The organism is Peribacillus sp. Hz7, from assembly GCF_042136355.1.
In the GTDB taxonomy this organism is placed as follows: domain Bacteria; phylum Bacillota; class Bacilli; order Bacillales; family DSM-1321; genus Peribacillus; species Peribacillus asahii_A.
Map to the genome: position 1 here is coordinate 175692 of NZ_JBHHJV010000003.1, position 23429 is coordinate 199120.

19 protein-coding genes and 1 other annotated feature are annotated in these 23429 nt (G+C 38.1%); of the genes, 4 read left to right on the forward strand and 15 right to left on the reverse strand.

The window, feature by feature from the left end:
* Positions 1 to 98 precede the first annotated feature (98 nt).
* The 12 genes from ACE199_RS06815 to ezrA all read right to left on the reverse strand — a co-directional run bounded on the left by ACE199_RS06815 (position 99) and on the right by ezrA (position 12785).
* Entirely contained in the window at positions 99 to 1094 is a 996-nt protein-coding gene (locus tag ACE199_RS06815) for a class I SAM-dependent methyltransferase (protein ID WP_375349106.1), read from the reverse strand.
* Positions 1095 to 1327: 233 nt separating this feature from the next.
* The gene (gene tpx / locus ACE199_RS06820) at positions 1328 to 1828 is read right to left on the reverse strand and encodes a thiol peroxidase (protein WP_375349107.1); all 501 of its coding nucleotides are present in this window, start codon (positions 1826 to 1828) and stop codon (positions 1328 to 1330) included.
* A 194-nt stretch (positions 1829 to 2022) separates the two neighbouring features.
* Positions 2023 to 2478: a GerW family sporulation protein gene (gene ytfJ / locus ACE199_RS06825; RefSeq protein WP_127761647.1), complete on the reverse strand. Its 456-nt coding sequence runs from the start codon at positions 2476 to 2478 to the stop codon at positions 2023 to 2025.
* Between the two features lie 15 nt (positions 2479 to 2493).
* Positions 2494 to 3186: a DUF2953 domain-containing protein gene (locus ACE199_RS06830; RefSeq protein WP_375349108.1), complete on the reverse strand. Its 693-nt coding sequence runs from the start codon at positions 3184 to 3186 to the stop codon at positions 2494 to 2496.
* A gap of 193 nt (positions 3187 to 3379) precedes the next feature.
* Positions 3380 to 3913 (reverse strand): RDD family protein, encoded by a 534-nt coding sequence (locus tag ACE199_RS06835; protein ID WP_375349109.1) that lies wholly within the window; start codon positions 3911 to 3913, stop codon positions 3380 to 3382.
* An 11-nt stretch (positions 3914 to 3924) separates the two neighbouring features.
* Positions 3925 to 4935, reverse strand: a complete 1011-nt coding sequence (sppA, locus tag ACE199_RS06840; protein WP_375349110.1) for a signal peptide peptidase SppA — start codon at positions 4933 to 4935, stop codon at positions 3925 to 3927.
* A gap of 84 nt (positions 4936 to 5019) precedes the next feature.
* Positions 5020 to 5949, reverse strand: coding sequence for an EamA family transporter RarD (gene rarD, locus ACE199_RS06845; RefSeq protein WP_375349111.1), 930 nt, complete (start codon positions 5947 to 5949; stop codon positions 5020 to 5022).
* Between the two features lie 376 nt (positions 5950 to 6325).
* Positions 6326 to 7915, reverse strand: a complete 1590-nt coding sequence (gene mbcS / locus ACE199_RS06850; protein WP_252291201.1) for an acyl-CoA synthetase MbcS — start codon at positions 7913 to 7915, stop codon at positions 6326 to 6328.
* Between the two features lie 334 nt (positions 7916 to 8249).
* The gene (locus ACE199_RS06855; protein WP_375349113.1) at positions 8250 to 8453 is read right to left on the reverse strand and encodes an alpha/beta-type small acid-soluble spore protein; all 204 of its coding nucleotides are present in this window, start codon (positions 8451 to 8453) and stop codon (positions 8250 to 8252) included.
* Between the two features lie 72 nt (positions 8454 to 8525).
* Positions 8526 to 9734, reverse strand: coding sequence for a tRNA uracil 4-sulfurtransferase ThiI (gene thiI / locus ACE199_RS06860; RefSeq protein WP_375349114.1), 1209 nt, complete (start codon positions 9732 to 9734; stop codon positions 8526 to 8528).
* Positions 9735 to 9738: 4 nt separating this feature from the next.
* Positions 9739 to 10878 carry a cysteine desulfurase family protein gene (locus ACE199_RS06865; protein WP_375349115.1) on the reverse strand — a complete coding sequence of 380 codons (1140 nt, stop codon included), beginning with the start codon at positions 10876 to 10878 and terminating at the stop codon, positions 9739 to 9741.
* 212 nt (positions 10879 to 11090) lie between these two features.
* Positions 11091 to 12785, reverse strand: coding sequence for a septation ring formation regulator EzrA (gene ezrA, locus ACE199_RS06870; protein ID WP_375349117.1), 1695 nt, complete (start codon positions 12783 to 12785; stop codon positions 11091 to 11093).
* Positions 12786 to 12961: 176 nt separating this feature from the next.
* Between ezrA and hisJ the strand changes: the two genes are divergently transcribed.
* A complete protein-coding gene (hisJ, locus tag ACE199_RS06875) occupies positions 12962 to 13759 on the forward strand; it encodes a histidinol-phosphatase HisJ (RefSeq protein WP_127761655.1) in 798 nt (265 codons plus the stop codon).
* On the opposite strand, the gene refZ is transcribed toward hisJ, so the two are convergent.
* A complete protein-coding gene (refZ, locus tag ACE199_RS06880) occupies positions 13746 to 14408 on the reverse strand; it encodes a forespore capture DNA-binding protein RefZ (RefSeq protein WP_164853291.1) in 663 nt (220 codons plus the stop codon). The two genes, hisJ and refZ, sit on opposite strands and share 14 nt — an antisense overlap.
* 155 nt (positions 14409 to 14563) lie before the next feature.
* Between refZ and ACE199_RS06885 the strand changes: the two genes are divergently transcribed.
* A complete protein-coding gene (locus tag ACE199_RS06885; RefSeq protein ID WP_375349118.1) occupies positions 14564 to 15043 on the forward strand; it encodes a GAF domain-containing protein in 480 nt (159 codons plus the stop codon).
* Between the two features lie 329 nt (positions 15044 to 15372).
* Here ACE199_RS06885 and ACE199_RS06890 read toward each other — a convergent pair whose 3' ends face one another.
* Complete coding sequence (locus ACE199_RS06890) at positions 15373 to 17244, reverse strand: sensor domain-containing diguanylate cyclase (protein ID WP_375349119.1); 1872 nt, start codon at positions 17242 to 17244, stop codon at positions 15373 to 15375.
* Between the two features lie 527 nt (positions 17245 to 17771).
* On the opposite strand from ACE199_RS06890, the gene rpsD reads away from it, so the two are divergent.
* The gene (rpsD, locus tag ACE199_RS06895) at positions 17772 to 18374 is read left to right on the forward strand and encodes a 30S ribosomal protein S4 (RefSeq protein WP_127761659.1); all 603 of its coding nucleotides are present in this window, start codon (positions 17772 to 17774) and stop codon (positions 18372 to 18374) included.
* A 195-nt stretch (positions 18375 to 18569) separates the two neighbouring features.
* Here the strand turns inward: rpsD and tyrS are convergent, their stop codons facing one another.
* Complete coding sequence (tyrS, locus tag ACE199_RS06900; RefSeq protein ID WP_375349120.1) at positions 18570 to 19826, reverse strand: tyrosine--tRNA ligase; 1257 nt, start codon at positions 19824 to 19826, stop codon at positions 18570 to 18572.
* A gap of 137 nt (positions 19827 to 19963) precedes the next feature.
* Positions 19964 to 20184: a binding site (T-box leader), on the reverse strand.
* Between the two features lie 143 nt (positions 20185 to 20327).
* On the opposite strand from tyrS, the gene ACE199_RS06905 reads away from it, so the two are divergent.
* A complete protein-coding gene (locus ACE199_RS06905; protein ID WP_375349121.1) occupies positions 20328 to 23261 on the forward strand; it encodes a transglycosylase domain-containing protein in 2934 nt (977 codons plus the stop codon).
* Positions 23262 to 23429: the final 168 nt, after the last annotated feature.

A 23429-nucleotide genomic window follows, 5' to 3' on the forward strand; every position in this document is an offset into this window, starting at 1 on the left:
TGTCTAATTTTATCATGGTAAGCGCATACATCCAAACAATTTTTTATATTCACTTAATTAAAATAAAGCCAATGCCTTGATGGCACTGGCTTTTTAGCTCACAAAAAATTTTTTTCTGTTTCAAACCAAGTATCTATCTGTTGCACAACAGAGTGAGTTGCTTCAAAATTCGACAGCTTTGGCAATTGAACAAGAAGCGCTTTTTTCGGTGCTTCAATTCCCTCTTTTTTCTTCTGTAAAAGCAAGATACTCTTTGCTGCTGCTTCGCTCTTAAACATCGAAAGCGGCAGCTGAACCATTCCTTGAATATGCGTAGAGGATTTCAAATATTGATTCAACTTCGGTGCTTCTTCCGTTACAAAAATATTATTAGGCACTATAAAAAATAAGTAGCCTCCATCCTTCGTATGCCGCACACTTTGCTCAATAAACAAATGATGTGCATAAGAATGACCTTGATCCGCTTTTAATTCATAATCAGCGGCTCTCACATCATTTGGATAATACCCGACTGGTAAATCGCTCACTACGACATCGACAGGATCGATGAATAACGGCTCTAGACTATCTTGATTATAAAATTGAACAGGGTGCTCTTGTAAATTAGCCCCTGAGTAGGCAAGGGCAAGCAGCGTCTCATCAATCTCTACTCCAGAAGCATTAATTTCTTGCTCTGAAAGCTGATTCAATATCGTAAATAACAAGTTTCCTGTCCCAACGGCTGGATCTAAAACCGTAAAATCCTTTTGATTTTTTGTAAACTTTCCTACTAAATAGCTGACGAACAAGCCAACCGCATCAGGGGTCATCTGGTGATTCGGTTGTACATTTTGCTGCATGCCTTTTAAAATCGCTAGCTGATAAGCCTTACGAATCGTTTCTTTATTATATTTTTCAGGCGCAAAAGCCTCACAATGCTTCGTCAATCGCTTCTTCGATAATTCACTTACTTCTTCTTGAATAACTTTTCCGTGGAAAAAGTTTTCACCCGTTTCTCCGAGTGCATCTAAATATGTGCAAGAAAGTTCTTCTTGTAGAATTTGTGTCGTTTCATCGAATGCTTGAAATAATTGTTCAACTGGGGTCATTTTCACTTCATAATTCCTCCTGTTTTCTGCTTTGTCTATTTTATAGCGAAGAACGAATGGATACAAGCGTAGAGGTTGTTTTAGATGGATTAAGAGAATTCTTCATTGCAACGAATAACACGCGAGCGCCTTGATTAGTCCCCGAAAGCTGCTTGCACTGGATGCCGAAATGCTTATCTTAAACTCAAAAAAAGGCTGTACCAAAGATATCCTTTGGGACAACCTCTTTCCTCACTTACTTATTTTGCGGCTTTCGCTGCTTCAAGTGCTGCTTCATAATTTGGATGATTTGTTCCTTCTGAAACATACTCCGCATAAACGATTTCATCGTTGCTATCAACAACAAAAACCGAACGTGCTAGGAGACGAAGCTCTTTCATCACTACGCCGTATGCTTCTCCGAATGAAAGGTCACGGTGATCAGAAAGTGTTTGAACATTTTCTAAACCGCTTGCTGCACACCAACGCTTTTGTGCAAATGGAAGATCGACAGAAATCGTCAATACCTCTACATTCTCTAACGTAGATGCTGCTTCATTAAATTTTCTTGTTTGTTGATCACAAACACCTGTATCAATGGATGGAATAACGGAAATAATACGCACTTTCCCTTTTGAATCACTTAAAGAAACAGGTGTCAAATTGTTAGCCAACACCGTAAAGTTTGGTGCTTTATCTCCTGCCTTTACTTCTGTACCAACTAAAGTAACCGGATTATTAATAAATGTAACTGTTGCCATTTTCTATTCCTCCTTTATAAACTATATGTACAAATTTAATAATAGGGGGTTTACCGTATTTTTGCAATTAATAAGAAAAGTATGAGGTAAGCAGCTAGCAGCGACGCTTTTTTCTTCCAAAGCGTCGCTATCTTTTAAGAAATACGGTATGGATTTTCTCAAAAAAGAAGAACCCGGCTTATGCCGAGTCATCGTTAAAAATCTAATTCCTGCTTTGGTGTTTGTGGTGTTGGTTTTGCTTGTTGTGTCTTAGCTTTAGAATCATTCTTTGACATCATCGATTGGATTTTATCTACAACTTGCGGTGCTAAATCTAACATTTTCTCTAGCAAATGTGTTCCCTCATCGAGATGAATCATTTTGACTCCTGAAGAACCAACGATTAGAAATGCAATAGGAGTAATGGAGACACCGCCCCCGCTACCACCACCAAATGGCTGCTTAGAAGAGCCTTGCTGACCTTGGCCGTTATTATCAAGAGTAAATTCACTACCACCTGCAGCAAAACCAAAACCAACCTTTGAGACAGTTAAAATAACACTTCCGTCCGGAGTTTCCACTGGATCACCAATAATGGTGTTAACATCTACCATCTCTTTCAAATTTTCCATTGCAGCTGTCATTAAGCCTTGAATCGGATGATCTGACATGTAAATTCCTCCACTCTACATCGATTGTTTATTGGAATTGTTCGTTAGCTTCGCTAATGCTTTCGATTTAAACTTCACTTTAGAACCTTTCCAATAGCGAAGCATTTTGATTCCAGTCAAGATAGCTTGCCCGATTCGAAATTGGAATATGCAAGAAATATATGTTTCTGCTCGATGATTTTGAAAATCCGGTGTAATTGAATAAATAGGCATAACTCGAAAGTGTAAAAAGTTCGTTAATAAACCAATAATGGCACTTTTTAAAGTCCAGCATCCTCCCACAGCCACTCCCGTATGAGCAGCATCTCCCATTCCAACCACACTGCGCCATTCAAACTGTTTGACTTGAACTTTTCTAAGAAACTTTCGTACAATCTTATGAAAATTAACTACATGCTCAAGCATACTTTTTATATCCTGCAAAAAATGAATAAGTTCTTTCGGCGTAAAGCGCAGATTTTCCTCTTGTTTTGTTTCATCACTCGTTCCTTTTTCTTCCTTCACCTTGACCGAAGCGGAGTCCGCGTCTACTTGAATAACAGGTACCTTCACCGTATATCGAAGCAGCCCAAACCATGCGGATAATTTCAACACCAATTCGTCATTCGTATGAGCATGCTGGTAACGGAATACTACCTTAATCTTCGTAATTATAATCAGTACTAATAGAGCAATTAATAAAAGACCTACAAACAGCACCCACTTCATCCGCTCAACACCCCTTCAGCCCTCCATTATCTCCTAGAGGAGATGAAAATAAACGTCAGAAAAGTGCACTTCCCTCTCGTTTCCTGGAGTTAGAGCAACCTCACACAAAGGGGTCAAAAAATCGTGTCATCCATTAATTGTTTAATGAAGCTAAAAAAGACTCCGGCACTAAAGCACCAGAGTCCTTCTTCTATTATCGTTTTACTAACACTACACTCGTATCAGCGAAAATATCATGCAATCCTTGCTTTCTTGGCAATAGCCCAACAATGAGATAACCAACGATAGTAAACTTTGAAATAAAACGACCGATACATTCTCTAAATAAGAGCGTTCCCCACGTCATATGTTCTTCTTTTAAAGCAACCACCTGCAAGCCAAAAATCATCTTACCAAGCGTTTGGCGGAAAAACTTTGTCATCAGCACAAAATATAAATAAAATACAATCGTCGTACAAATTACTTCTCCAGATAAAAAGGAATAGCTATCCCCCTGATTCGTTAAGGTGAAAAGCGGATGAATCAAAATTCTATTTAAACTACCGATGATGAGTAAATCCGCTAGATACGCCCAAAATCTCATCCAAAAACCCGCAAACTCAAAAGAAGCAGGTTCACTTGTTTGAATATCTTCTTGAATTGGTGCTGAAATAGCCATTTTTTCATTATCGTTTACTTCCGTGGAATGGAGCATCTCTTCTTGATTTGGATTATTTTGTTCCGTCATCCTAACGCCTCCTATTCCGCATATAAGTACATGAGACGTGGAGAGTTAGAAGATGTAAGGACCTTTGTTAAAATCGCTGTTTCCGCATCTACTCCCATTACTTTTTGAGCACTCATGCTTAAGAATGAACTCAAGTTTGCTTCATCTGTATAACGAATGACTTGTGCATCTTTTAACTTCAAATCTGTTTTGATTCCGGCAATTACGTCATCCAAACGACCGATTTCATCGACTAGTGCAACTTGTTTCGCTTGGCGTCCATCATAAATGCGGCCATCCGCAAGTTTACGGACTTCTTTCTCCGACATGCCACGACCTTGTGCAATCACTCGAACAAACTCGTTATACATATTGTCTACCATCGATTGCAGAATTTTTCGTTCCTCCGCTGTCATTTCACGTGTTGGACTCATAATATCCTTATACGGTCCACTTTTAATGGTTTCAAATTCTACACCGTACTTCTCTGCCAATTTTTCATAATTATAGCCTTGCATAATAACACCAAGTGAACCTGTTAACGTTTCATTACTTGCATAAATTTTATCTGCCGGCGCAGAAATATAATATCCGCCTGAAGCTGCCATCGACCCCATCGATACATAAACAGGTTTCCCCGTTTCCTTAAGCGCTAAAATTTTATCATAGATTTCTGCACTTTCTAACACGCCCCCGCCAGGAGAATTCACTCGTAAAATAATCCCTTTAATCGTTTCATCCTCTGCTGCCATATCCAATTTCTTCAGGAACGAACGATGATTGTATGTACTTCCTGCCCCAAAAATAGAATAGTCCTCTCCTGTATCTAAAATTGTCCCTTCCACATCAAAGATGGCAATTTTATTAAATACATCGTCACCTTCTACTACTTCTTCGTAAAAACTACTCTCTCCCGTAGCAAAAAGATCTTCAAATACACTTTTCGTATCAGCTGAAAAAAAGAATGTAGCGGCACTCACTCCTATAGATACGAAAAAAAGTAAAGCAGCAATCCCTAAAGCTGCCCAGCGTTTCCCATTCATTGGCTTTCCTCCCTTTATTATGTGCTATCCATTATTATATACGAACCCCTCTTAAAAAAGTTTCAAATCAACATTTATATCCCTTTATGCTCCCATTTTTCCATGCTTCTTCATTTTTGCAGCGGTTGCTTTTCCCCATTTTGTCACAGAAAGCGTATAAATAATGAGCGCAGACCAAATAAATAAAAACGCCAGCATATGCGCTTTCGTAAACGTTTCATGATACACAAACACACCAATCAATAACGATAAAGTTGGGGCAATATATTGAAGAATACCTAGTAAAGATAACGACACTTTTTGAGCACCCTTTGCAAAATAGAGAAGAGGTAGGGCAGTGACTATTCCGCCGCCAATTAACAAAAGGCTTGTTGGTGTAGAATCGAAAAATCGAGACTCTGATTGAATCATTAAATACATCCAATACCCTAATGCAATCGGTGCCATCATGACTGTTTCAAGAGTCAGTCCAATCGCCGCTTCCGTTTGAATCATTTTTTTAGCTAATCCATATAAACCAAATGTAATGGCTAAAACAAGCGAAACCCATGGAATCGAGCCAAAGTGAATCCCTAAAATCAGAACACCCACGCCCGCAAGCATAAAGGCAAACGTTTGAGCACGACTTAATTGTTCCTTTAATACAAGCACTCCCAATAACACACTAACGAGCGGATTAATATAATATCCAAGACTCGTTTCTAAAATTCTTCCTTCATTTACAGCCCAAATAAATACACCCCAATTAGCACTTATTAAAACAGAAGCAATAAATAACGCCCAAAACTTTTTAGGAGTTCGTACAATTTCTTTCGCATACGTAATAAAGGCCTTCCATTTTTTCGTCATGATTAATAAAACTACCATAAACAGAAAAGACCAAAACACTCGTTGTGCTAAAATTTCTCCTGAGGAAACCTCCTGTAATTGTTTCCAATAAATCGTTACAACTCCCCAAATTATATAAGAAAGCGCCGCGTATATAATGCCTTCCTTTTCTTGATCCAGTTTCATTCTAAGCCTTCTTCCTACAACATTAATTTTTAACCTATTTTATTATAGACGATTTTATCATCTATGACTGTCATCACGACTTCAGTCTTTAATCATTCAGCTAGTCCTATTCTATTTCAGTCGATCCGTGTACCTCCATGCAATTCCCAACGGGCGTAAGTGCACACTGCCTTTCACTGGCTATTAGCCTTCCCAACCTCTCATTGTGGAAACTCCTCACCTAAGCAAACGCTTGCCGTGTCCAATAAGATACATGAGGACTGTTTACTACTCCCAAAACGTGACTAACCATCAGTAAGGCTTCACTGATGGAAGTTTCTCTATATGATTTCAAAAAAAGAAGCCACCAATATCAAAATTGGCGGCTTCCAATACTTTATGAGTTAGATTGAGCTAATAACTCCTCTTGTTGACGTAATTCCACACGACGAATTTTTCCAGATGTCGTTTTTGGTAGATCATCAAGGAATTCAATTTTTCGTGGATATTTATAAGGAGCTGTTAACTCTTTTACATGCTCTTGCAAATCTTTTACTAAATTTGGAGCACTAGAATCAACACCTTCTCGCAACACAACGAAAGCTTTTACGATATGTCCGCGTACTTCATCTGGTGAAGCTACAACCGCACATTCTTTTACAAAAGGATGCTTGATTAGAGCATCTTCTACCTCAAATGGCCCAATTGTATAGCCTGAACTAATGATAATATCATCAGAACGTCCTTCAAACCAATAATAACCTTCTTCATCCTTCTTCGCACGGTCTCCCGTAATATAATATTCACCACGGAACTGCATAGCTGTACGTTCTGGATCTTTATAGTAATTCTTAAATAGGGCAGGAGTATCCACATGAACAGCAATGTCTCCTACTACTCCAACTGGACACGGATTACCATCTTCGTCAATGATTTCTACCGTATTCCCTGGAGTTGGTTTTCCCATTGACCCTGGCTTAATTTCCATTCCTTTTGTAACACCAATCAGCAATGTATTTTCCGTTTGACCATATCCATCACGTACTTCAACATTAAAATGCTGTTTAAATACTTCAAATACTTTTTGGTTTAATGGTTCTCCTGCAGATACAGCGCTGCGCAGCTGGGATAAATCATATTGAGCTAAATTATCAACTTTTGCTATCAATCGATATTCTGTTGGTGTACAGCATAATACATTTACCTTATAGTCTTCTAGAAGTTGCAAATATTTTTCCGGTTCAAATCTACCGTGATACACTAATCCTGTCGCGCCTGAACCAAGTATCGCTAAAAACGGGCTCCAAATCCACTTTTGCCAGCCCGGCCCAGCCGTTGCCCATGCTACATCATTTTCATTAATGCCTAACCAATTTGCAGCAGACGTTTTTAAATGTGCATAAGCCCAGCCATGCGTATGTACAACACCTTTTGGATTTCCTGTTGTGCCTGATGTATATGATAAAAAGGCCATATCATCAGCCTTCGTATCAGCTAACGCTAGTTCTGACGAAGCTGTCTCAGCTAGTTCTTGTAAAGGTAACCAGCCCTCTTGTTGTTGTCCAACAACAAATTTTAAAATAGAGTCGCTCTCTTCAATTTGATTAAATTGATTTGTATACTCCTCATAGCTAATAATCGCTTTTACTTCTGCATGATTAAGGCGATATTTTAAATCTTTAGCACGGAACATTTCTGAACATGGGATGACAACTAAACCGATTTTCAAAGCCGCGAGATACACTTGGTACGCTTCTACTAAACGAGGAATAATAACAAGTACTGTGTCTCCCTTTTGTAGCCCTTGGTTTAAGAAAACGTTACCAATTTTATTAGCATTTTCCAATAATTCAGTATAAGTCGTTGTTTTTTTATCACCAGATTCATTTTCCCATAATAGAGCAACTTTTGCCGGATCTGCTGCAAACTTTTCTACTTCACTAACTAAGTTATATTGTTGCGGTGCTAATAAATGCTCGCGTTTCATTCCGTTTCCCCCTCTAATAGTAAACTTATATACGTGTTACTATAACTTAATATTTATACCTGGTCATAACTTTATTATACACTAATTTCCTGTAAATTTTAAAATAATTATTTGCTATTGTATATTACCTTACTTATTTCAATTTGGTTTAGTTTGTTCTCAACACCTCCCTACTTATATACAAATATTTTACCATAAATTACATTTTTTTCAATAATTATTCGCAATTTTGCTAATTAATTGTTTTTACACCAAAATATAACATAAAATATTGTCGAACACACCAAAGAAGGAAGCGGGTATAGTACCCGCTTCCTGCAGCCATATTATTCAATTATTTTGAAAATCCGCCACCTAATTGTTGTTCAGCCATTTGGACAAGACGTTTTGTAATTTCTCCTCCAACTGAACCGTTCGCACGTGATGTTGTATCAGCACCAAGCTGTACACCGAATTCAGAAGCAATTTCGTATTTCATTTGATCAAGAGCTTGTTGTACTCCTGGAACTACTAATTGATTTGAACTGTTGTTTGCCATGTGTTGTTCACCTCCTTGTGATTATAGAGTGTGTAAAAACACATGGCTTCATTCTTGGTAATTGATAGGTAATTAGAATAATTCTTCCATTTCCTTTTCAATAGCTTGTTGATTTGGAACAACAGTAATGGTTTCTATATTTTGAATCGCCTTTTCAATTAATGGCTCAAACTCAACAAAACTTTCATAATAATTCACTTTTTCCCTCTTTGGTTGCGTTTTTGGGCTTGCTGGTGTGAATACTGTACAGCAATCCTCATACGGTAAATTAGAAATTTCAAACGTATCTAGTTGCTGAGCTAAATCAATAATTTCTAGCTTATCCATTGTAATAAGCGGACGTAAAATCGGCGTATTCGTTACTTCATTAATCGCAAACATGCTGCTCATTGTTTGTGAAGCTACTTGTCCTAGGCTTTCCCCTGTAATAATCGCCAGTGCGTGATTCTTTTCACGAATTTGATCAGCTAATCGCAGCATTAAACGTCTCGTCGTTGTCATCGAATAGTTATCTGGTACTTGCTTTTGAATTAATACTTGAATATCCGTAAATGGAACAATGTGCACCTTAAAACTGCCTGTCACTTCTGCCAGTTTTGCTGCCAAATCCAGCACTTTTTGACGCGAGCGTTCACTTGTAAATGGAGGACTATAAAAATGGATAGCCTCTACCTCTAAACCACGTTTCATCGATAAATACCCTGCTACAGGACTGTCAATTCCACCTGAAAGCATTAACATTGCCTTGCCGCTTGAACCATATGGCAATCCCCCAGCTCCCGGAACAATTTCACCTGTTAAATAAACTGCTTCACGACGAATTTCAACAAGCAAATTGAAATCAGGATTTTTCACATCCACTTTTAATCCATCGATATTACGTAAGAGATGTCCGCCTAATAAATGATTGACTTCATTTGTTACATATGGAAACTCTTTATCTGCTCGTTTTGTCGTAATTTTAAAAGTATGGACTGGATCTGATAACTGATTCATATAGTAGAGCGCCGCTTCTTTTATCTTCTCAATGTCGCGTTCAACCTTAAGCGCAGGGCTCAGCGACTGAATGCCAAACACTCCTTGCAAACGTGCAATGACTTCTTTATGGTCGGCATCATGTAAAATAATATACATTCTTTCTCGATTGGCTGTCAGTTCAATATTGGGAATATCCTTTAAGCTCCACAAAATATGCCTTCTCATTTTAGCCACAAATGCTTTTCGATTCCGTTTTTTTGTTGAAATTTCTCCGTAACGAATAATGATATGATCAAATTTCATGTTACTACCTCATCACCTTTTCTAGTTTAGCTACAGCGCGTCCTATAGCATCAATAGCTTGCTTTGCCTCTTCTATTTCATTATGAAACGACGTACTAATCCGAATGACACTTTCTGCTCGCTCTTGATTTCGATACATTTCAAGCACTGTTTTACTTGCCGTGCGCTTTTTAGATGAACACGCACTTGTCGTTGAGACATAAACACCTTCTGTTTCTAACTCATGAAGTAACACTTCAGATTTAAGACCCGGTACCGAAAAATTAATAATATGAGGAGCTCCGTCTATCGGACTATTTACCTGTACTCCGTCAATTTCCTGTAATCCATGATAAAAAACTGTTCGAATTTCTTTCAATTTATGCGTATATAACATGCAATTAGTTAAACTGATTCTCATTGCCTTTGCAAGCGCAACAATACCCGCTACATTTTCTGTACCGCTTCGGAATTGGCTTTCTTGATTCCCACCTGAAAACAGTGGAGTTATCCGCACACCTTGACGAATATACAAAACACCTGTCCCTTTTAACCCGTGTAATTTATGGCCAGATATCGTACAAAGGTCAATTCCTGCATCTGCTAATGAAAGATCTACCTTTCCAATCCCTTGTACATGATCCACGTGAAACAATATTTGAGGGTAGTGCTTTAACAGCTCTCCAATTTCAGCAATCGGTTGAATCGATCCAACTTCATTATTCACATGCATAATAGAAACTAAAATCGTATCTTCACGTAACGCTTTCTCTAAATCAACAACTGAGACGCGCCCTGTTGCATCAACTGGAAGATATGTTACTGCAAATCCTTGTTCACTTAACACTTGAAAAGCCTCCATAACCGATGGATGCTCTATACTCGTTGTAATAATATGCTTTCCGCGATTTTGGTTCGCAAGTGCTGCCCCTTTAATCGCTAAATTATTGCCTTCTGTACCGCCTGAAGTAAAAAAGACTTCTGCACTCTTCACTTTCAATAAATCAGCAATTTGCTTTCTTGCTGTTGAAAGGAGCTTTTCCGCCTGCGTCCCGATACCATGGAGAGAAGAAGGATTACCGAAATAGTCCGTTGATACTTTCACAAACGACTCAATTACTTCAGGATACGGCTTCGTCGTCGCACTATTATCTAAATAAATCATCATGTCACCTTCTATAATCTATTAACGCCACCCATTCAGATAACGATGAAAGGAAATACTTATACAAGTTTTACTCTTGCAACGTCTAATATTAACATAATTAAAACAGAATGAGAATCTGGCTCCTTAAAGTTGTTTAGATGGATAACCTTATTTTTTAGCACTACTATTTCATACAGCGCCTATCAAAAAAACTCGCACAAGGCGAGTTTTTAGGATAGTACTTCTTCTATATTTGCTTCAAGCCTCTTCATGCTGCCCGGTTCAACCTTCTCAATCGCTGCAGCAGCCGTCTCTAATGCAGCTTGATAGTCAAAATTATGAAATCTTTTTTCAGCTTCCTTTAAGCTTTCTGCCATAAAAGCATTGCTGCTGCGATAACGATTTCCATATTGAATGACTTTCTCCGCTAAGTACATATGTTCAATTAAACTTTGAGCACTTTCATATACTTTGTTTGTATTCGCTACAGCTTGTTCTAAAAATAAATAAACAGCTGCAACATCAAGTGGTTTTTCTTCCAATTTTCTTTGGACATGGTCAATGCTTTCTTTCGCATTCTCAATAATTGTTTTAAACTCCTCCGGCAATCCCGGAATATTACTTTTAGAAATCATTCGACTTGTCTCAAGCATCTTATGTTTTAAATCCGCTAATGATTCTTTTGCATCTAATTCATCTTTTCTTAACGCCTGCAACTTCCCTGCAAAGACTTGCTGCTCTTCCATTAAAGCTTTTAACTGCTCATCAACTGTTTGCATTTCTTCGCTAATAAGCGAGCTAGCTGTATCATTATCTTGAATCTTTAGTCCAAGTAATTCATAACGCTTTGCAATTTGTTGAATCTGCTTGACCATTTTTGTTTGCGCTTCTAGCTCACTATTCGTTAATTGATAAGATTGCTGCACAATAAACATTTCTTCCTCAAGCTTTTCATGTTCATATTCTACGTTTGCAATTGTTTCTGCTAGCTTTTCATGATTTTTCTGAACATATTGTTTCGACAATACTTCTTTTTCTAGTAAATCGTATAAAATATTTAGGCGGTCACGCAAGTCATTCATCCCTTGCTCGACTACTTCCACTTCGGCATTCTCCAACTGTTTCTTATACGAATCTAACTCTGTTTCTAAGCGCGTTACTTCTTCTGTAAATTCAATATGATTCAGCAAGTAACCTTGGTCAACCATATCTTGATAGCCTTCTTTTAGCTCCGCAATTTGGGCAGGGAGCGAAGAACCACTTTCTAATAAGAGTGCTGGCAGTTTCTCCATTCTCGAAGCTAGTCGATCTAACTTTGCTTTAACCGATAAAACAAGCTCACGTGCATTTAAATAATTCCCATTTTCCGTTTCTTCTTCATAACTTTTCAAAACCGTTGTAACTTCTTCCAACGTCTCTTCTAGCTTACTAACCGCTTTTCCATAATTATGGCGATGCGCGAGTAAAGATTTTTTTAACTGACGATAGGTTTCCTGCATTTCGGCTACTTCAAAACGATTCTTCTCCTCACTTCCAACTAACTCATGTAATTCAGACAGAATCGATTTAATACTCTCCTCAATCTCATTCAACTTTGCTGAAATTTGCCTTTGTACGTCCTTTGAGCGTTTGAAACGATATTTATCAACATATTCCTCCGCATCAAATAACAACTCTTCTACTTCAGGCATACGGACTGTAATAATGACATCCCATTTACTGCGCCAATTTTCAAACAGTTCCTCCGTTTCACCATTCATATTCAATCTCTTGACCTTAGAAAGCTCTTCCAACACGGGGCGATTCATAATATTAAGCTTCCATGTTTCCAAACGATCAATTTCTTGAAAGTACCTTTTCTTAAAAAAATAGCCCCCAATAATAAACACTAATAGTAAAATTACTATTCCCAGTATGTATTCCATCATAAGCCCCCTGTTCTAGCCTTACCGTCCATCTTGTAAATCTCTATATCAATTAAAATAAGAAAATGTTCAATTTAATGCTTTTATGATACCATGTTAACAATTATTTTTGATGACAAAAATTTATTTTTTGTAGAAAATTACTAAAAACAGCTATTTATCGGGAGGGAAATGTGATGAAAACGGATAGTCATGTGCATTCACCGTTTTGCCCACACGGCTCTAAGGATTCATTCGTTGAGTATATAGAAAGAGGAATTAAACTAGGTCTACAAGAAATCACCTTTACTGAGCATGCTCCTCTGCCAAAGGGATTTATTGACCCCACGCCTGAAAAAGACAGCGGTATGGATGCTGCCCTTTTGTACACCTATTTAGAGGAACTTCAACAGCTAAAACAGCAATATAAAGATCGTATTACAATTAAATCCGGCCTTGAAATCGATTATATCGAAGGATTTGAACAAGAAACAAAAGCTTTCCTTAATGAAATTGGAACTTTTCTTGATGACAGCATTTTGTCTGTCCATTTTATCGAGCATAATCACAAATGGTATTGTATCGATTATAGCGACGATGAATTTGGAAATATTAGCACTGAACTCGGTTCTATCGATGCCGTTTACACAAAATACTATGATACACTTCAAAAATCAATCAACGCTGACTTAGGTATTTATAAGCCAAAACGAATCGGTCATATTACATTGGTCCATAAATTCCAGCATCGGTTTCCAGCAGCTAAAAGCTTCGACGATCGTGTGTATCATATTCTAGAACAAATTCAACGACAAAATTATGAATTAGATTACAATGGGGCTGGTGCTGTAAAACCACTTTGTCGCGAGCCGTACCCTCCGGAACGATTTGCTAAGCGGGCTGTTGAATTAGGTATTCCTCTTCGCTATGGTTCTGATGCTCATCAAGCGAAAGACTTAGGACAAGGATATAGTGCCTTGATTACACTCCCGTAAACAATTCGGGACGACTAAATAGTTTTGCCTGATCATGATCAGGATGAAATAATGTTTGTTCAATGAAACGCTTTACTTCATCGGCAAAACGGTTCATATAGTAAGCTTCCTGCGGGAATACATAAAGTACTTCTGTTGCATAATTTGGATGCAGTACAGGTGCCGTTAACAAGCTTTTCAGCTGCAATAAATAAAGCGGCACAGAAACAGATTGAAACACGCGTGTTTTAATGCCTTCATCTAAAAGATGTTGAAAATAGTATTTTTCTTTCATAAAATAAGTCGAATGAATTTCGCGGTTTAAATTGGTGTCTAATGCGGATTCACCATAAATAAAACGCGCAGCTAGGAAATATTCTCTCTGGAATTCAAGTATATCCGTCACTAAATCTACCAAACATTGTTGGGGTCCTTTCTGTTCTAACATGACAACATTTCTCTCTAAGACCGCAATATATTTTTCTAAATAAAACATAAAGCAATATTCTAGTAAGCCTTGTTTATTCTTAAAATAATAAGCGATATTAGCTGGATTCACTTTTGCTTTGTTGGCAATGTCACGAATCGATGTAGCATGATAGCCTTTCAAATGAAAAAGGTAAAGAGCGGCATCCAAAATTTCTTGCTTCGTTGACGTTTGGCGATTCATCGGATTTCCCTCGCTTTCTACATAAAGACAATTGTCTAGAAAGTATTCTAGAGTAACTGACGGGAATCCTTTTAAAAGTTCTCGACAAATTCTTAGCATCCATGCTCATTCAAAATACAGCACGATAAAATTATGGTGAAGTTAGGTGAAATAGTATGTTTAATGTCGAAAAACACCCAGGACATAAACAAGAACAATATACACTTTTGCATAAACAACTCGTAGCACTTATTGAAGATGAAAAAAATCAAATTGCCAATTTAAGCAATGCTTCTGCTTTACTCAACCAGTTTCTTCCTGATATTAATTGGGTTGGTTTTTATTTAGTGGAAGACGATCAATTAATTCTTGGACCATTTCAAGGACTTCCTGCCTGTGTACGCATCCCTTTTGGAAAAGGCGTTTGCGGTACTTCAGCAGCAAACAAAACAACGCTGCGCATCGCCGATGTACACCAATTCCCAGGGCATATCGCATGTGACGCTGCTTCTCAATCAGAAATTGTTATTCCTCTTATAAAAAACAAGGAAATCATCGGCGTTTTAGATATTGATAGCCCAATGACGAATCGTTTTGACGCAGAAGATCAACAAGGTCTTGAAGAATTTGCTGCTATTTTGAGCAGGTATTTATAAAGTGAAACTTCCATCAGTGGGGTTTTTCTTTTATCTCCCACTGATGGTTAGTCACGTTCTACGGTCACTAAGATTTCCGCTTCGCTTCAATCAAGTGACCGTACGAACCTGATTAGTTCAACTATACCTTTGAAAATCGCAAAGGTAGTTTCACTGTATCTCACCAATCGGACCTTTACGGGCAGTTGTCCGCCACCTAACTTCTTTGTTTCCTCATAAGCTTGAGGTGGGGGATCTTACTGCCCGTTAAGTGTGGGATAAACAGCTATTTATATAAAACAGACCTACTCGCTAAACGAATAGGTCTGTTTTATTGTTGTATGTAATGATTAACAATCGCACTGCTGAAGGAGCACTTTATTTTTGCCTGTATTTTTAGCAATATATAGAGCCTCATCTGCACGCTTAAATAATTCTTTCACATTATTACACCGTTCTTTCGACCAGTATGACACTCCGCATGAAATCGTTATGTTTGGATTGGTTTGCTCAGCTACTTTATCCTTAATTCGTTCTGCAATCCGCAAACCAATAAGCAAATCCACTTTTGGCAAATACACCGCGAGCTCTTCACCGCCCCACCGTGCCCCTATATCCGTATCTCGAATATTACGCTGAATCACTTTAGCTACTTGAATAAGAATCTCATCCCCTACTTGATGGCCATATGTGTCATTAACCTTTTTAAAATTATCAATATCAATTAAAATAAATGTGCCTTGGTCATCTGTAATCATCGATTCACACATTTGCTGGTCAAGATAGCTTCGAGAGTGCAGTTGAGTTAAATAATCTGTAATAACCATTTTCTCTAATTCTTCTCGAAGAATGGAGTTCATCATTGCTATACTAGAATGGTGAATCAGCGACTGGAACAGTTTAAACATATCAAATGAGAAGAAGTACGGCTCTTTATGCAAAACGACCACAAACCCTCTAAGACTGCTATTTTCCATCATAGGAACGGCCATTAACGAACGATACTCTAAATCCTCTTCCTCAATATAAACCGTTACATCACTAATAAATTGTGATTCTTTTTCTTCTTCCATCTTCCTTTTTAAAAAGGAGAGGTAGGCCTGTGCATCCTTTGTTTCAAAAAAGCTTGAACTTTCGGGAAGTAATTGCAATGCTCCATCATTGGATAATAAAACAAAACCTGATTGATTCGCTTGAAAAGATTGTATAATTTGTCGCTTCATAAATTGAATCGTGTCATTTAAACACGTGTTAGAGTTCAAATAATGTGACGTTTCGTTAATCAGCTGTAAATCCGCGACAAGCCGTTTAGATTGTTGATACAGTTGGGCATTCTCTATTGCACTCCCAGCTGTATTCGCCAACAAGGTAATAAAGTCGAGTTCACTTGGTGGAAATAACAAGCTATCAGGGGCGATAATCTGCAAGACTCCATATACCCCCTGCTTTCCTAATAGCGGGGCGTATAAAATAGAATGCCGCTCTGTATAATCGTCCTCAAATTGTAACTTTCCAGTCAAGTAAGCCTGCATCGCTATAACATTTTCACTATTATAATCTAATTCTTTAACAGGCAAATTCCCATGTCCATAGCTATCTTGGGACAGAAATAAATAATAATCAAAAGTTGGATATACATTCTGTAAAGTAGAAATGACCTCTCCTAATACAGCTGTCATATTCATAGAAGAGTGAAACTGCTCCGTTACCCGATACAATTGTTTATATCGCTGTTCCTTATGCTTTGTTTTAGCAATACATAGAGCCGTTTCCATAATCGTAGCAAACTCTTTTGAGAATGTAAGCCAATCTTCCTGCAGATACGAAAATGTGCTGGAGGTTTTTTCCTTAAATCCAACTAACCCTACTATCTGATGATCAACATGAAAAGAAATAAAAGCTTGAAAACCCTCAATTTCCATCAACAACTGATTTGGTACAATATATCCTTCATTCTCGTTTTGATTCCATTGTGTGATTAACGTATCAGAAGCGACTAGCACTGACCTTTGAAAAGCTCCAGTCGTAGCTTCCATATAGAATTGTTGCGTCCAATCGTCATACTTAAAGTAAGTTACTTCCTCCATACGTAATAACTCTTTCGTTACCAATAATACATCCTGTATAAATGCAGTGGAATACATGTCATTATTCACATCACTTATCCGCTGAAAAAAAAGAACACGTAATTCATTTAATAATTGAGTTATTTTACTACTCATAGTCCATCATCCCTAAGTAACACTTTATTTTTACAGAACCCTATACTCAAGAGCCTGCCTTCTTGCTAAACCACCTGTATATATCCACCCAGTAACTAAAATAGTATTTATATACTATAATAAATCCACAAAATACCTATTAATCCCCCTCAAACAGAGACTTTAGACACAATTGGTATACGTTTAATTATAACTAGTTTAAAATAAAATTTCCGCATAAAATGAATAAATCCTAAATATTTCGTGCATTTTCAGTTTGAATTGCCTTATTTTTTTCACAATCTCTTTTACTAAGAACAAACTAACCTTGACTTAAAATATTTAATATTATACAATACTCTTTGTGTAAAATATTGCAGCCTATGTGATAGCCTTTGTGCTTTCATTTTGTTCCTCTCTATATAGAGGTGTATCGCGTAACCCTTAGCTGCTAGGGCGATGGTACATGAAAACAAAATGTCCATGATCGTTTATTCACACGGTTTTTATTTTACCCAAATAAAAACATTTAAAGGAGGAGTCATCTTATGGCTCGTTATACAGGTCCAAGCTGGAAATTATCTCGTCGTTTAGGAATTTCCTTAACAGGTACTGGTAAAGAATTAGAAAAACGCCCTTACGCTCCAGGACAACACGGTCCTAACCAACGTAAAAAAATCTCTGAATATGGTTTACAATTACAAGAAAAACAAAAACTTCGTCATATGTACGGAGTAACTGAGCGTCAATTCCGTAACCTATTCGATAGAGCTGGTAAGCTTCAAGGTAAACACGGTGAAAACTTCATGATTCTTCTTGAATCACGTCTTGACAACGTAGTATACCGTCTTGGTTTAGCTCGTACTCGTCGTGCGGCTCGCCAACTTGTAAACCACGGACACATTCTTGTAGATGGTAAACGCGTTGATATCCCATCTTACAAAGTTGTTCCTGGTCAAACAATTGCTGTTCGTGAAAAATCACGTAATGCAGTTGTTATCAAAGAAGCAGTTGAAGTGAATAACTTCGTACCTGATTTCTTAACGTTTGATGCAGACAAATTAGAAGGTACTTTCACTCGTTTACCAGAGCGTTCTGAATTACCTGCTGAAATTAACGAATCTCTTATCGTTGAGTTCTACTCTCGTTAATAGCAAAAAGTGGTTCCATCCTCAGATGGAGCCGCTTTTTTTATTGGCGGGCTTTATCCCATACTTAATGGACAGTAACATCCCGCTAATGGAAGTTCACTTTATTATATTTAACATAGCCTATGTTTAGGAAATACTATTTCCCTATTTAAAAAGCCGGCCAAATAGGGCCGGCTTTCTTCTATTATTATTCACTTATCTTACTAACGTATATTTCTTCTTTCCTCGACGAATGAGCATAAACTCTCCTTCGATTTTATCCCCTTCTGTCACTACATACGCTAAGTCCGTTATCCTCTCTCCATTAATAGAGATTGCCCCATTTTGAATATCTTCACGTGCCTGACGTTTCGAAGGCGAAATTTTCGCTTCCACGATTAAATCAACCAGGCTAAGTTCTTCCTGACTTTCACGCACATAACTTGGGACATCTTTAAAACCGACTTTAATTTCAGCTGCACTTAAGTTCTTTACCTCTCCACTAAATAATGCAGCAGAAATTTTAATCGCTTGGTCCAACGCTTCTTGACCATGAATTAAATGTGTCATTTCTTCCGCTAACGCTTTTTGTGCTTTACGTAAATGCGGCTCGGCTTCAACTGCTTGTGCTAATTCTTCAATCGCTTCATGAGATAAGAATGTGAAGTATTTTAAATATTTCACGACATCTGCATCGGCTGTGTTAATCCAAAATTGGTAGAACTCATAAGGAGTTGTTTTTTCCGGGTCTAACCAGATTGCTCCCCCTTCTGTTTTACCAAACTTTGTTCCATCTGCTTTTGTTACAAGCGGAATAGTCATTCCAAAAGCTTTAGTCTCTTCATCATGTGCTTTACGAATCATTTCTAAACCTGTTGTAATATTCCCCCATTGGTCACTGCCGCCAATTTGTAGTTTACAATTATAATTATCATACAGATGATTAAAATCTAGTCCTTGTAAAATCGTGTATGCAAATTCTGTGAATGAAATCCCTGTTTCAAGGCGAGACGCAACTGTATCTTTCGCAAGCATATAGTTCACCCCGATGTACTTCCCGTAATCACGAAGGAATGTTACCACATCAATTTTGCCAATCCAGTCATAGTTATTGACCATCACCGCTCCATTTTCCCCTTCAAAACTGAAGATACTTTGTAATTGGCCTTGTAAACAACGAGCATTATGCAACACTTTTTCTAGTGTTTGCAGCGAACGCTCTTCCTTCTTCCCACTCGGGTCACCGATTAGACCAGTTGCTCCGCCGACTAATACAAGCGGACGATGACCGTGTTGTTGAAAGCGACGCAATGTCAAAAACGGTAATAAATGCCCAATATGCATACTATCAGCCGTCGGATCAACTCCACAGTATAGAGAGATTTTCTCGTTCTCTAATAGCTCTTTCATCCCTTCTTCATCTGTTTGTTGGTACATAATTCCTCTCCACTTGAGATCTTGTAATAAATCCATTATTTTTTCCTCCTTTTTATTAAGCTCCTGTTATAAAGATTTGTTAACGATTGCTTCTGTTTATACAAAACCATAGTTTCACACATCTTTTAACATACGCCTTTTTGAAACAAACAAAAAACGCCCCTTCATATACATGAAGGGACGAATTATATTCGCGGTACCACCCAACTTGAGGACTGCAAAAAAAATCCTCCGCTTAATGCGAGTAACGGTCGCAACCCGATTCCTGCTACTTCAATGTTCACAGCAACTGCTCCAGGGAGTAATTCATCTCACTATATGTACCGATTTGCACCAACCATCGGCTCTCTAACACAGGGATAGCTTGACTACTGAATCCTATCATCACTTTAAGCATTTATATAAATGAATTTTTATCATATATTTCGTTCAATGTCAACCTGTCATACATCCACATATTACCAACGCATTGAATATTGTCCGTTTAACAGTTGATTGTGTGCTATAATATTAGGTGATTTTAGGGGGTATGATACGATGAGTAATAATCAAGATGGATGGAAGAGGTTTATATACTTCTTAAAAAATAAAAAAACACAAAAAGCAGCGAGAGTCAGTTATTTAGTAACTTGGAACTTAACACTCCTTCTTATCATCGTTGGTATTCTTGGATTTTCTTTTGCTGGAGGGGTGGGTGCTGGTTATTTTGCAGCCCTCGTAAAAGATGAACCAGTACGTTCAAAAGAAGATCTACAAAAAGAAATTTACAACTATGAAGAAACATCGGAAGTGTATTTTGCAGACGAAGTCTATCTTGGAAAACTTAAATCTGATTTAGAGCGAATTGAAGTGCCCATTGAAAACGTGTCTGACGATTTAAAAAAGGCAGTAATTGCGACTGAGGATGAATATTTTTATGAACATAAAGGGGTTGTACCAAAAGCAATTTTACGAGCAATTTACCAAGAATTCACAAATGCCTCTGTTCAATCCGGCGGAAGTACATTAACACAGCAGCTCATTAAAAACCAAGTGTTAACGGATGAAGTATCATTCGATCGAAAAGCAAAAGAAATTCTACTCGCACTTAGAGTCGAGAAATTCTTTGAAAAAGATGAAATTCTAGAAACCTATTTAAACGTCTCAACGTTCGGACGCAACTCTTCTGGACGGAATATTGCCGGTGTACAGTCTGCCGCTGAAGGATTGTTTGGAAAAGATGCAAAAGACTTAACACTCCCACAAGCAGCGTTTATTGCTGGTTTACCTCAAAGCCCATTTGGCTATACTCCGTATACACAACAAGGAACGCTTAAAGAGGATTTAACTCCTGGAGTTTCACGTATGAAAACGGTGTTAAAACGAATGCGGGATAACCAGTCTATTACACAAGCAGAATATGAAAAAGCTATAGCCTATGATATTACAAAAGACTTTATTGGCAAGAAGCCTCTGCCATCTGAAAAGTATCCATGGTTGACGGTTGAAATTGAAAAGCGCTCTATTCAAATTCTTACTACGATTTTAGCTAAAGACGATGGATATGAAGAAAGCGACTTGGAAAAAGATAAAGATTTATATCAACAATATGTTACGTTAGCTGATCGAAATTTACGCCAAAATGGCTACAAAATTTATACAACAATTGATAAAAAAATTTACGATAACATGCAGGAAGCAACAAAAAACTACCCAAACTTCGGATACGATAAAACGGAAGAAGTAACGGATTCAGAGACGAAAGAAAAGAAAATCGTCAAAGAACCAGTAGAAGCTGGTGCAATATTGATTGAAAATAAATCAGGTAAAATTATCAGCTTTGTCGGCGGGCGCGATTTTAATCGTGAACAAACAAATCATGCGACAACAGCCATTCGCTCAAACGGCTCAACGATGAAACCATTAGCAGTCTATGCACCTGGTATTGAACTTGGGAAGATTTCTCCAGGGAGCGTAGCAGCGAATGCACCTGTTTCAATCAATGGATGGCGGCCAGGTAACTATGGCGGCGGTGGTTATAGCGGCGTGGCAACCGCACGTGAATCACTTGTGAAGTCATATAACGTACCAACTGCTTTATTTTATAAAAGTATTATTAATCAAAATCCTGTTAAATATTTAGAAAAAATGGGATTTTCCAGTTTAGCAAAGGCCGATTATGAGAATCTATCTGTATCACTCGGTGCTTTAGAAAAAGGAGTAACTGTTGAAGAGAACGTCAATGCCTATGCGACTTTTGCAAACGGTGGAAAATTTATCGATGCTTATATGATTGATAAAATTGTCACAAAAGATGGTAAGGTCGTTTATGAACATAAACCAAAGAAAGTCGATGTCTTTTCACCTCAAACCGCTTATTTAACGATTGATATGATGCGCGATGTCATCTCAAACGGAACAGCGACTTCTGTCCGTAATCGCCTTGCTTTTTCTAGTGATTGGGCGGGGAAAACCGGGACATCTCAAAATTTCGGAGATGCTTGGTTCGTTGCAACTAACCCGAATGTCACATTTGGAACATGGATTGGCTATGATACACCTAAATCATTACAAGGCTTGTATAATGGCCTTGAATATAATAAACGAAACCTATATTATTGGGCCGATCTTATGAATGCTGCTTATCAAGTCAAACCGAAACTTGTTGATCCAGAGAAGAGCTTTAACATGCCAAGCGGAATTGTCAGTCGCTCATTCTGCGCTGTTTCCGGATTGCTGGCTTCTGAAGCTTGTCAAAAAGCAGGATTCGTCAGAACAGATCTTTTCATTGCTAAACATGCACCAACCAAAATTGATAATAGTTTCACAGATGGCCAATATGTTCAAGTAGGGGCAAAACGCTATGCAGCTCTTCCTCAAACACCAAGTGAATTTAGAAGCGGCGGCATGATGCTAAGCCCAGATTTTCTTGAAAGCACGGGCTTTAAATATGTAATAGATCGAAGCAGCCTTCTTCCAACTAGCGGATCATCGAATGGAGTCGCTGCAGCAACAGCTAAGTTGAACGATAATGGTAAAACACCAGCTCCACCTAGCGTCAGTGTCCAAGGGAACGCTCTTGTCTGGAGTCAACATCCTGAGGGAGATGTGGTCGGCTATCGAATTTATCGCAACGGTAAAAAAGTAGACAGTCTTCATGGGGATGTCTCTATGTCCTTTACGATGTCTCGCGGCGGTTCCTATTATGTAACAGCGGTTGATATCGTCGGCAAGGAGTCTGGAGGATCCGCAGCTTCAGGTGTCCAAAGTCAAGTAGAAACACAACAAACTGAGGAAATAACACCAAAAGAAACAGCACCAAAGCAAGAATCAACGGATTCAACTAAAAAGCCGAACGCAGAAGCTGACCAGGAAGTAAAGCAAGAAACGACGAAGCCTGCAGCTCCAAACGAAACAGAGGAAACTGAAGAAACACCTGAATCCACTAAACCGGCTGATTCACAAACAAAACCTGTAGAACCTACGGAATAAAGTGAAACTTCCATGAGTGGGGGTTTTTCTTCATCCCCCACTCATGGTTAGTTGAACCAATCGGACCTTTACGGGCAGTTGTCCCCCACCTATCTTCCTTGTTCACTCTGAATCTTGAGGTGGGGGTCTTACTGCCCGTTAAGTGTGGGATAAAACATGAAGAAAGAG